This window comes from Streptomyces sp. NPDC030296, from assembly GCF_055572815.1.
In genome coordinates this window covers 384,641-395,873 of the sequence record NZ_JBVICQ010000007.1, presented here as the reverse complement: position 1 = coordinate 395,873, position 11,233 = coordinate 384,641, and the positions used below count along the sequence as shown (strand labels likewise).

General features: G+C 72.0%; 8 protein-coding genes. 3 read left to right on the top strand and 5 right to left on the bottom strand.

Features of this window, described 5'->3' with window-relative positions:
* Nucleotides 1-26: 26 nt before the first annotated feature.
* Complete coding sequence (locus ACZ4Z3_RS22395) at nt 27-2,006, bottom strand: hypothetical protein (protein WP_468502643.1); 1,980 nt, start codon at nt 2,004-2,006, stop codon at nt 27-29.
* Nucleotides 2,007-2,334: 328 nt separating this feature from the next.
* Between ACZ4Z3_RS22395 and ACZ4Z3_RS22390 the strand changes: the two genes are divergently transcribed.
* Nucleotides 2,335-4,767 (top strand): non-reducing end alpha-L-arabinofuranosidase family hydrolase, encoded by a 2,433-nt coding sequence (locus tag ACZ4Z3_RS22390; protein WP_468502642.1) that lies wholly within the window; start codon nt 2,335-2,337, stop codon nt 4,765-4,767.
* Nucleotides 4,768-4,906: 139 nt separating this feature from the next.
* Here the strand turns inward: ACZ4Z3_RS22390 and ACZ4Z3_RS22385 are convergent, their stop codons facing one another.
* Nucleotides 4,907-5,902 (bottom strand): zinc-dependent alcohol dehydrogenase, encoded by a 996-nt coding sequence (locus tag ACZ4Z3_RS22385; protein ID WP_468502641.1) that lies wholly within the window; start codon nt 5,900-5,902, stop codon nt 4,907-4,909.
* 311 nt (nt 5,903-6,213) lie between these two features.
* Nucleotides 6,214-7,575 carry a shikimate transporter gene (gene shiA, locus ACZ4Z3_RS22380; RefSeq protein WP_468502640.1) on the bottom strand — a complete coding sequence of 454 codons (1,362 nt, stop codon included), beginning with the start codon at nt 7,573-7,575 and terminating at the stop codon, nt 6,214-6,216.
* A 264-nt stretch (nt 7,576-7,839) separates the two neighbouring features.
* Here shiA and ACZ4Z3_RS22375 point away from each other — a divergent pair, with 264 nt between their 5' ends.
* The gene (locus ACZ4Z3_RS22375) at nt 7,840-8,643 is read left to right on the top strand and encodes an IclR family transcriptional regulator (protein WP_468502639.1); all 804 of its coding nucleotides are present in this window, start codon (nt 7,840-7,842) and stop codon (nt 8,641-8,643) included.
* Between the two features lie 89 nt (nt 8,644-8,732).
* Here the strand turns inward: ACZ4Z3_RS22375 and argG are convergent, their stop codons facing one another.
* Entirely contained in the window at nt 8,733-10,187 is a 1,455-nt protein-coding gene (argG, locus tag ACZ4Z3_RS22370) for an argininosuccinate synthase (RefSeq protein WP_468502638.1), read from the bottom strand.
* 116 nt (nt 10,188-10,303) lie between these two features.
* Nucleotides 10,304-10,687 carry a winged helix-turn-helix transcriptional regulator gene (locus ACZ4Z3_RS22365; RefSeq protein WP_468502637.1) on the bottom strand — a complete coding sequence of 128 codons (384 nt, stop codon included), beginning with the start codon at nt 10,685-10,687 and terminating at the stop codon, nt 10,304-10,306.
* Nucleotides 10,688-10,801: 114 nt separating this feature from the next.
* Here ACZ4Z3_RS22365 and ACZ4Z3_RS22360 point away from each other — a divergent pair, with 114 nt between their 5' ends.
* A complete protein-coding gene (locus ACZ4Z3_RS22360; protein ID WP_468502636.1) occupies nt 10,802-11,209 on the top strand; it encodes a RidA family protein in 408 nt (135 codons plus the stop codon).
* The last annotated feature ends 24 nt before the right edge of the window (nt 11,210-11,233 follow it).

Genomic DNA, 11,233 nt, shown 5'->3' with positions numbered 1-11,233 from the left:
GGGCGTTCGTCGGTGTCCGCGCGGGTTCAGCGCACGACGACCCCGGCGGTCGTGGCGGACCCGTTGGTCCAGCCGTACCGCTTGGCCGTCACCTTCACGGTGATCTTGTGGCCCCTGTCGGCCTTGACCAGGACATACGTCGACTTCGTGGCGCCCGTGATGGTCGTGCCGTCCCGCTTCCAGGAGTACGTGTAGGAGGTGGCGGCCGGTGACCAGGTGCCGTGGGCGGCGGTGAGCTTGTAGCCGACCTTGGCGGTGCCGGTGACGGTGGGCGCCGTGACGGCCTTCAGCGCGGGGCCGACGGCGACGGTCACGGCCGGGGACGTGGAGGTGACGGACCCGGCGCCGTTGCTGACCTTGGCGCGGCAGGACACCTGGTGCTTGTAGTCGGCGGAGGTCAGGGTGCGGGACTTGCCGGTGGCTCCGGTGATGGTGGTGCCGTCCCGGAGCCAGGACCAGGCGACGGTCGTGTTGTAGCCGGTCCAGGTGGCGCCGCAGGTGACCTTGGAGCCGGTGCGGGCGGTACCGCTGACGGCGGCCTTGGCGGTGACCTTCGGCTTGGTCAGCAGGGTCTGGGACTGGGCGGACAGCTGGGAGGTGAAGTCGCCGGGGGAGATGTCCACCGCCTTGCGGAAGACGACGGTGGCCCGGCCGTCGGGGCCCGCGGTGACCTCGCCGGAGAGGGCGTTCGCGTCGGGGACGGCGGGGACGGGCGCGCTGTTGAGGGCGCTCGCCGCGCTCCAGGTGCCGCCGGCCGGGCGGACGGCCCACTCCAGGTAGTTGTCGTCGCCGTTGTCGATGCTCGGCGTCTGCGGCCAGACGACCTGGACGGTGCCGTCGGCCCCTATGGACGCGGAGACGTCCCACTTCACATAGCCGGTGGACAGCGTCTTCGGCGCCGACCACGTGCCGGTGCTCGCGGTCCGGGTGACGGTCCGTACGACGGGGGTTCCGGCCGTGGAACTCCAACCGGCCCACACATAGGTGAGGTCACCGTTGGGTGCGGTGAGCGGCTCACTCTCGTCGCTGGGGTCGATGGCGGCGACCGCGGTCTGCGGAGCGCCCCACCCACCGGACACGGTGGTCCGCGTGGTGGACTTGAGGGCGGTGGTGCCACCGGCGTCGGCCCGCCACAGCACGGTGGTGGCGCCCTTGGCGTCCATCGTGACGCGCACGGTGCCGCCCGTCCCGGCGGTGCCGGGCAGCGGGGCGGCGGCGCTCCAGGCGCCGCCCGCCGAGGCACGGGTGGCGGTGTGGACGGTGTGGGCGTCCTCGCCCTCCTCGGGGACCTGGTCGTAGACGTCCCAGACGGCGGTGGCCGCGCCGTCGGCGGCGACGGCGAGCGCGAGGTCGTAGACGGACCCGGTGGTGACGTGGGCCAGTGGCTTGGCGGTGGACCAGGTGGTGGCGCCGGGGGCGCGGGTGGCGGTCATGACGTCGTAGTCGGCGAAGTCGCCCTGGTCCCACACGGCGGTGAGGGTGCCGTCGGCCGCGGCGGCGAGCCGGGGCAGCCCGAGGTACACGCCGGTGGTCGACGCGATCGGCGCGGGGGCGGACCACGTGCCCTGGGCGGGGCTCCAGGTGGCGGCCAGCGCGGTCGGGTCGCCGTCCGAGCCGCCCCCGTCCAGCCAGGTCACCACGGCCTGCCCGGTGGGCGTCACGGTCAGCTCGACGAGGGAGCCCTTGGACCGGCCGGTGGCCAGCGTGTGCGGGGCGCCCCACGTGCTGCCGCCCGCGGCCTTCACGGCGACCTCGAAGTCCCAGGTGTCGGCGCCGGCGGCGCGGTTCCGCCACAGCGCGAACGCCGTGCCGTCACCGGCGGTCCGGACGGCGATCAGCGACTGCTGCCCGTCCGCCCCGGTCAGCGCGGCGGCACTGCTCCAGGGCCCGGCCACCCCGGTGTACCCGGCGGCGCTCGCCGTGCCCCCGGCCCCCAGCGTCACCGCGACGACCGCCGCGACGACCGCCGTACCGACGGCCCCCGGCCTCCACACCCTCACTGCCACGACGGCTCCTGTTCTGCGGGCACGCTCGTGTGCCCGGTACGCGTACGCGAACTCGGCGTGGGGGGAGCCCCGACCCGGGCGGGGGTGCGCGAAAACGATGGGGGTGCACTGCCCTGCCGCAGGTCACGGCAGGGATGACGCTACATGTCGTCCCGTCGGCCGTATCCCCAGGGTGATCCCCGAAGCGGTCAAGGTTCCGTATCCCGCTGCCCGGCACGGGGCCGCGGCTCGACGAAAAACCTCCCCCGTCACGGCAACCTTTGTGGCCGCGGCGTCGACTGGCGGACATCCGGGGCCGAGGCCCCCACCGCGCCAGAAGGACGATCCGTTGCCAGATCAGCACCGTTCCCATCGCCGCCGCCCGGCGACCCGCCATGTGCTCGCCGCCGCCCTGGTCCTCGCCACCGCGGGTGCCGCCGTCCCGCTGGTCGCCCAGGCCGCCCGTACGCCGGAGCCCGCCAAGCCGACCGTGCTCGCCGAGGGTGCGGCAGCGAACGGCCGCTACTTCGGTACGGCGGTGGCTGCGGACAGGCTCGGCGACTCGACGTACTCCGCCCTCCTCGACCGGGAATTCGACATGGTCACCCCGGAGAACGAGATGAAGTGGGACGCCGTCGAACCCTCCCGCGGGTCGTTCGACTTCGCCCGCGCCGACCGGATCGTCAGCCACGCCACCGCGCACGGTCAGCGCCTGCGCGGCCACACCCTGGTGTGGCATTCCCAACTGCCCGGCTGGGTCGGCGGCATCCGCGACGCCGCCACCCTGCGCGCGGTGATGAACAACCACATCACCACCACGATGAGCCACTACAAGGGCAAGATCTACGCCTGGGACGTCGTCAACGAGGCCTTCGCCGACGGCGGCAGCGGTCGGCACCGCAGCTCCGTGTTCCAGGACGTGCTGGGCGACGGCTTCATCGAGGATGCCTTCCGCACCGCACGGAAGGCCGACCCCGCGGCCAAGCTCTGCTACAACGACTACAACATCGAGAACTGGTCCGACGCCAAGACCCAGGGCGTCTACCGCATGGTCAAGGACTTCAAGTCCCGCGGTGTCCCCATCGACTGCGTCGGCTTCCAGAGCCACTTCGGCGCCGGCGGGCCGCCGGTGAACTTCCGGACCACCCTGTCCGAGTTCGCGGCGCTCGGCGTGGACGTCCAGATCACCGAACTGGACATCGCCCAGGCGCCCGCCACCGCGTACACCGACGCCGTCAAGGCATGCCTGGCCGTCGACCGCTGCAAGGGCGTCACGGTGTGGGGCATCCGCGACAGCGACTCCTGGCGCACCGGTGAGAACGCGCTGCTGTTCGACAGCGGCGGCAAGAAGAAGCCCGCGTACAGCGCGGTGCTCAAGGCCCTGGGCGGCGGCAGCGGCGGGGGCACGCCGAGCGGGGGCATCACCTCCGGCGCCGTCTACACGCTCTCCGACGTCGCCGCCAAACGCGTTCTCGACAAGCCCGCGGGGAAGAACGGCAACGCGACCCCGCTGCGGATCTGGGACGCCCGCGGCACCTCCCACCAGCAGTGGCGCGCCGACCGGAACCCGGACGGCTCGTACACCCTGACCAACGTCGCCAGCGGCCGGGTCCTGGACGAGCCGGGCGACCGGACGGGCAACGGGACGAGGACACAGCTCTGGGACGCCAACGGCGGTGCCCACCAGCACTGGCGGGCGCGCCGGAACAGCGACGGCTCCTACACGCTGACCAACGTCGCCAGCGGCCGTGTACTGGAGACCCCCCGCGGCCGGACCGCCAACGGGACCCCGGTACGGATCTGGGACTCCAACGGCGGCGCCCACCAGCACTGGAAGTTCAGCCCGGCCTCGACCAAGGGCGGCACCTGCGCCCTTCCGCCGACCTACCGGTGGACGTCGACGGGTCCGCTGGCGCAGCCGTCGAACGGCTGGGTCGGGCTGAAGGACTTCACCACCGTGACGTACCAGGGCAAGCACCTGGTCTACGGGACGACCGCTTCGGCATCGGGATGGGGCTCGATGGCGTTCGCCCCCTTCACCAACTGGTCCGACATGGGCTCGGCCGCCCAGAAGGGCATGAGCCAGGGCGCGGTGGCGCCCAAGCTGTTCTACTTCGCGCCCAAGAAGACCTGGGTGCTGGTCTCCAACGGGTGGGGCACCGCCTGGACCTTCACCTACCGCACGTCCAGCGACCCCACCGACCCCAGCGGCTGGTCCGCGCCGAAGCCCCTGTTCACCGGCAGCCTCCCCGCCGGCTCCGAGGGCGGCCCGATCGACCCGACCGTGATCGCCGACGACAAGAACATGTACCTGTTCTTCGCCGACGACAACGGCGGCATCTACCGGTCCACGATCCCGCTCGGGAACTTCCCCGGCAGCTTCGGCTCGTCGTACACGAAGATCATGAGCGACACGAAGGCCAGGCTGTTCGAGGCACCCGAGGTCTACAAGGTCAAGGGCCGGAACCAGTACCTGATGATCGTCGAGGCCATGGGGGCGGGCGGACGCTACTTCCGCTCCTTCACCGCCTCCAGCCTGAACGGCACGTGGACCCCCCAGGCCGACAGCGAGAGCAACCCCTTCGCGGGCAAGGCCAACAGCGGCGCCACCTGGACCAACGACATCAGCCACGGTGACCTGGTGCGCGACAACCCCGACCAGACCATGACCGTCGACCCCTGCGATCTGCGGTTCCTCTACCAGGGCAGGAACCCGGCGTCGGACGGCACGGACTACCAGAAGCTGCCGTACCGGCCGGGCGTCCTCACCCTGCGGCGCTGACCCGCCCGGTCCACGGTGATCGCCCGACCGTGACCCGCCGCCCCGAGAACCCCAGCCGCGCGTCGGCTGGGGTTCCTCCCTTCTCCGGGCCGCCCGCCCCCGAGAGTCTCCGGGGGCCCCGCGATATCGGCGCCGGACGTCATCGGCTCGTGTCGGCGGTCCGGGTCAGGCTGATCCATGTCTTCCCCGCGCGTTCGGTCGCGCCCGAGAAGGCCTCCTGGGCCTGCTCCAGGGGGAAGCGGGAGTCGATGACGAGGCCGGGGCGGGCCTCGGGGAGTTCGGCGAGAGCGGTGGTGAAATCGCCGGGGTGGTCGTAGATCATCGAGCCGCGGAGGACGAGCTGGCGCCGCACCACGTCGTCGACGGTGAGCGGAAGCCGTTCCGCGGTGAGACCGATGAGGACGACGGTGGCGCCGGGGGCGCACCGGTCCACCGCGGGGCGCAGGGCGGGCGCGTGCCCGGACGTCTCGAAGACCAGGGTGAAGCCGGTACGGCCGTCGTCGCGCATCGCGCCCAGCCCTTCGGCGCGCGCCAGGCGGAGGGGGTGGGGTTCGGTAACGACGGGACGGAGGCCGAGGCGGGACAGGATGCGGCACACCAGCAGTCCCTGCGCACCGGCGCCGACGACCAGACAGCGGTCGTCGGCGGTGACCCCACTGCGGCGGACGGCGGCCCTCGCCACCGCGTAGGGCTCCGCGGCGGCCAGGTCGGCACCGGTCAGGCCGTCGGCCGGGGCGGGGGCCGGGTGGGCGAACCGCGCGGGGAGCGCGACACGTTCGGCGAGGACACCGGGGGAGTCCAGGCCGACGATCACGCGGTGCGGGCAGGCCGAGGTCAGCCCGATCAGGCAGTCGGCACACCGTAGGCAGGCGTAGTTGGGCTCGATGACGACGCGCCCGCCGACCGCCCGATCCCGGACCCGTTCACCCATGGCGACGACCCGGCCGAACCCCTCGTGGCCCGGCACCCACGGCAGCGCGGGCGGCACGCGCCCGCCCCGGAACACGGAGAGGTCGGAACCGCACAGCCCGACCCCCTCGATCTCCACGACGACGTCGTCCGGCCCGCAGTGCGGCTCCGGCCGGTCGTCGACGATCTCGATCCGACCCGGCGCCACGAGGACAGCTGCTTTCACCAGAACTCCCAGAACTCCCAGACTCACAGCATCCACAGGGCTCAGTGCTCCCGGTCCTCGCGGGGCTTCGAGCCTTCCGGCCGCACGCGACGACGAGCGCCCGTGCTTGGCGATGATCGGGCGGGTCGCCGACCGGCACGCTGCCGAGGCCGGCGGCCACCCGGACCGCCGGACGCCCGGACCACCGTGGCGGGCCCCCTCGGGGGCCCTCGCCTCGACCAGCCGGTGATCCACTTGACGGGCGGAACGTTCCACCCTGCGGTCCACAGAGGGCTGTTCGGCCCTCTGGACCGCCACGTCAGACCGCCACGTCAGACCGTCGCCCCCTTCGCGGCACCCGCCTCGGGCTCCCGTGCCGCCGGCACCTCTTCGGACCCGGCCCGGTCGTCGCCGCCCAGCCTCAGCGCGACCAGGAAGGAGATCGCGCAGCCGAGGGCGACGTAAGCGGCGACGAGGCCCCAGCCGCCGCCGGCCCAGATCACCAGGGAGCCGGCGATGAGCGGGGTGAAGCCGCCGCCGATCGCGCTGGCGAGCTGGTAGCCGACACCGGCGCCGCTGTAGCGGTACTCGGGGCCGAACATCTCGGTGAACAGGGACTGCTGCACGGAGACGGCCATGTCGTGGGCGACGTTCACCAGCAGTACCGCGCAGACGATGATCAGCACCAGGGAGCCGGACTCCATGGCCCAGAAGTACGGCACCGCGCTCGCCACCCCGACGAGGGCGCCCCCGCAGTAGATCCGGCGGCGGCCGAAGCGGTCGGCGAGGTAGGCGAAGGCCGGGATGGTGATGATCGCCAGACCGCCGACCGCGAGGTTCACGTCGAGCAGGCTGTTCCGGTCGAGGCCCAGTTCGTCGGTGCCGTAGGCGAGCCCGAAGGTGGTCACGCCGTAGAACGTGAAGAGTTCGACGAACCGCAGGCCGATGATGGCGAAGAAGCCCGTCGGGTTGGACTTCACGGCGGCGACCAGCGGCACGCGCGGCTTGGCACCCGCGCCCTTCGCGGCGACCTCCTTGGTGAAGACCTCCGACTCCTCGACCTTCGCCCGGATGACCAGGCCGACGATCACCAGCACCGCGCTGACCAGGAACGGGATCCGCCAGCCCCAGGCCCGGAAGGCCGCGTCGGACGTCGTGCCGGAGATGACCTTGGTGATCAGGGTGGCGAGCAGCAGACCCACGGAGGCGCCGACCTGCACGCCGCTGCTGTAGAGGGAACGCCACTTGGCCGGGGCGTTCTCCACCGCCATCAGCGCGGCCCCGCCCCACTCGCCGCCGACCGCGAAGCCCTGCGTGGCCCGCAGCACCACCAGCAGCGCGGGCGCCCAGAGCCCGGCCTGCGCATAGGTGGGCAGGACACCGATGAGGGTGCTGGCCACGCCCATGATCAGCATGGTCAGGACGAGCATCCGCTTGCGGCCGAGCCGGTCGCCGAAGTGCCCGAAGACGATGCCGCCGAGCGGCCGGAAGAGGAAGCCGACACCGAAGGTCGCCCAGGCGGCGAGGGTGCCGACGGCGGGCGAGGCGCCCGGGAAGAACAGATCACCGAAGAGGAGACCGGCGACGATGCCGTAGAGGAAGAAGTCGTACCAGTCGACGACGGCCCCCATGAAGCTGGCGACCGCCGCTCGTCGGGCGACTCCGGCCCCGGCGGGGCTCTGGGTACTGCTCATCTCACACACTCCGTTGGATGCTGCGACGACGGGCGAGCGCTCAGGACCGGGCTCCCCTAGGTCCACCCAGTGGACCGAACGGACCGAGCAGCGGAAACATACGATGCGGGATGACGGTCATCAAGAGGTGCGACACAATTCGTGTGGGTCCGTGGTTCACACGGTCCGCAGAGCGGACTACCGTGCACGGAGTACGGACGAAGAAGGCGCCCGCGGAGCGAGCGGGACGCGCGACGGGGACGGTACGGGGCGGGAGGAAGCCGCGTGGACGACAGGAACCCGGTGACCGACGGGGACCGGGAGCAGCCCGGCGCCGGCAGCGGAGGTGTCCGCAGTGTGCGCCGCGCGCTGGACATCCTCAACCTGCTGGGCGAAGACCGTCCGGTCATCACCCTGCGGGAGATCATCGACGCCACGGGACTCGCCAAGACGACCGTGCTGCGGCTGGTGCAGACCCTGGAGGAGAGCGGCCTGCTGTGGTCGCACCCCCTCGGCTACACCGCGGGCCCCGGCCTGTGGCGCTGGGCCTATCTGGCCCGCAGCCAGTGGGAGGTGCCCCGTGAGACCCGCAAGGTCATGCGTGACCTCGCCGACCGCCTGGGCGAGACGGTGAACATCTTCGTCGCCCGCGACACCCATCGTGTCTGCGTCGCCCACGAGGAGAGCCCGCACCCCCTGCGGCACGTGGTCGACGTCGGCGACGAGCAGCCCCTGTGGGCCGGTGCCTCGTCCAAGATCCTGCTGCGCGGCGCCTCCGACACCCTGCTGCGCCGGGTCGCCGCCGCCTCCCCGCACGGCGAGGCCTACGCCGAGCGGCTCCGCGCCCGCGCCGAGGAGGCCGCCCAGAGGGGCTACGCCGTCAGCAGCAGCGAATGGGACGAGGGCCTGACCGCCGTGGCCGTCCCGGTCACGGGCCGCTCCGGTGGTGTCATCGCCTCCCTCTCGGTCAGCGGCCCGAGCCACCGCTTCCCGTACGAGGCCGTGGAGCACTTCGCCACCGACCTGGCGGACGCCGCGTCCCTCATCTCCGCGCAGGGCTTCAGCCACCCGCTGAGCCCCACCCGCTGAACCTCGGCCGCCGCATGACGTGAGAGGGCCGGGCCGACGCGTGGGCGTCGGCCCGGCCCTCTCACGGTCCGGTCCTCTTCGGCGGTCGGTCAGTCCGTGCCGAACTCCATGGCGGCGCGGTCCAGCAGCTCGTCGTCGTCGGAGCCGGTGAACTCGCCGCGCGCGGCGATGGCCTCGGCGCCGCCCTCGGGCATGGTGCCGATCAGCCCGGTCGCGGCGGCCTGCGCGGCACCGATCGCGGCGGAGCCGCCCGTGCCGATCAGGCCCATCGCGGCGTACTGCTCCAGCTTGGCGCGGGAGTCGGCGATGTCGAGGTTGCGCATGGTGAGCTGGCCGATCCGGTCGACCGGACCGAACGCGGCGTCCTCGGTGCGCTCCATGGAGAGCTTGTCCGGGTGGTAGCTGAACGCCGGGCCGGTGGTGTCGAGGATCGAGTAGTCCTCGCCGCGCCGCAGCCGCAGGGTGACCTCGCCGGTGACGGCGGCGCCGACCCAGCGCTGGAGCGACTCCCGGATCATCAGGGCCTGCGGGTCCAGCCAGCGGCCCTCGTACATCAGCCGGCCGAGGCGACGGCCCTCGTTGTGGTACTGGGCGAGGGTGTCCTCGTTGTGGATGGCGTTGACGAGGCGCTCGTACGCGGCGTGCAGGAGGGCCATGCCCGGGGCCTCGTAGATGCCGCGGCTCTTGGCCTCGATGATGCGGTTCTCGATCTGGTCGGACATGCCGAGTCCATGGCGGCCGCCGATGGCGTTGGCCTCCATCACCAGGTCGACGGCGGAGGCGAACTCCTTGCCGTTGACGCTGACCGGGCGGCCCTGGTCGAAGCCGATCGTCACGTCCTCGGTGGCGATCTCGACCTCGGGGTCCCAGAACCGGACGCCCATGATGGGCTCCACGGTCTCGATGCCGGTGTCCAGGTGCTCCAGGGTCTTCGCCTCGTGGGTGGCGCCCCAGATGTTGGCGTCGGTGGAGTACGCCTTCTCGGCGCTGTCCCGGTACGGCAGGCCGTGCGCGACCAGCCACTCGGACATCTCCTTGCGGCCGCCGAGCTCGGTGACGAAGTCCGCGTCCAGCCAGGGCTTGTAGATCCTGAGGTGCGGGTTGGCGAGCAGACCGTAGCGGTAGAACCGCTCGATGTCGTTGCCCTTGAACGTCGAGCCGTCACCCCAGATCTGGACGTCGTCCTCCAGCATCGCCCGCACCAGCAGCGTGCCGGTGACGGCACGGCCCAGCGGCGTGGTGTTGAAGTAGGCCCGCCCGCCGGAGCGGATGTGGAACGCGCCGCAGGTCAGCGCGGCCAGGCCCTCCTCGACGAGCGCGGCCCGGCAGTCGACCAGGCGCGCGATCTCGGCACCGTAGGTCTTCGCGCGGCCGGGCACCGAGGCGATGTCGGGCTCGTCGTACTGACCGATGTCGGCGGTGTAGGTGCACGGGACGGCGCCCTTGTCGCGCATCCACGCGACCGCGACCGAGGTGTCGAGCCCGCCCGAGAAGGCGATGCCGACGCGCTCGCCGGCCGGAAGGGAGGTGAGGACCTTGGACATAGGAAGAGTATGCACCCCAATGCATGATCATGCAAAGCCCGGTCCGGGGTGACACAGCTCCCACCCGACCGCCCCGGCACCGCCCGGACGATCGCACCCCTCCCGGAGTCGCCCCCTCAGGCGTCGAAGCGGCTCCGGGACGCCTCGATGTCGCCGAGGTAGCGGTGGGTCCAGTCGCACATCGCGTCGACCGTCGCCCGCAAGGCCCGCCCCGGCTCGGTGAGCGTGTACTCGACGCGCGGCGGCACCGTGGGGTGCACCTCCCGGTCGACCAGGCCGTTGCGCTCCAGCATCCGCAGGTTCTGGGTGAGCATCTTGTGGCTCACGCCCTCGACGTCGTCGCGCAGCTCGCTGAAGCGGCGGGTGTGCTCGCCGAGTGCCTCGATGATCAGCAGCGCCCACTTGTTGGCGATGTCCGCGAAGATCTCGCGGGCCAGCGAGTCCGCGCGCCGCAGATCCGCGGCCTCCTCGGGCGTGCCCTCGTACTGCTTGGTCACCATCAGGTTCCCCAGTCACCGAAAAGTGCGTTCTTCCTTGTCAGCGGCCACTCTCCTACGGTTCCCCAGTAACCACAAGAGAGCACGTACACCGTGCCCGCAGGAGGAGAAGACAGCATGGCCATCACCCTGGTGAACCCCGCCGGACTGCCCGAGACCGGTGTCTACCACCACGTCTCCGTCGCCTCCGGCTCCCGCCTCGTCCACCTCGCCGGACAGGTCGCCTGGGACGCCGACGGCGTCACCGTCGGCGTGGGCGACCTCGCCGCGCAGGTCGAGCAGTGCTACCTCAACATCGCCACCGCCCTGGCCGGTGCCGGAGCCACGTTCGACGACGTCGCGAAGCTGACGGTCCACGTCGTGGACTGGACCCCGGACAAGATGCCCGTGCTCCTCGACGGCATCACCCGCGCCGCCGCCCGTCTCGGCACGCCCCCCGCCCCGCCCGCCACCCTGCTGGGCGTCGCGGCCCTGGACGTACCGGAGCACCTCGTGGAGATCGAGGCCGTCGCGGTCCTGGACTGACCGGCGCGTCGCCGATACTGGCCC

What these genes read in the sequence shown, in the direction of transcription:
- ACZ4Z3_RS22365 (WP_468502637.1), bottom strand. Translation starts at nt 10,687, where the DNA reads ATGGTGACCAAGCAGTACGAGGGCACGCCCGAGGAGGCCGCGGATCTG.
- shiA (WP_468502640.1), bottom strand. Translation starts at nt 7,575, where the DNA reads ATGAGCAGTACCCAGAGCCCCGCCGGGGCCGGAGTCGCCCGACGAGCG.
- ACZ4Z3_RS22360 (WP_468502636.1), top strand. Translation starts at nt 10,802, where the DNA reads ATGGCCATCACCCTGGTGAACCCCGCCGGACTGCCCGAGACCGGTGTC.
- argG (WP_468502638.1), bottom strand. Translation starts at nt 10,187, where the DNA reads ATGTCCAAGGTCCTCACCTCCCTTCCGGCCGGCGAGCGCGTCGGCATC.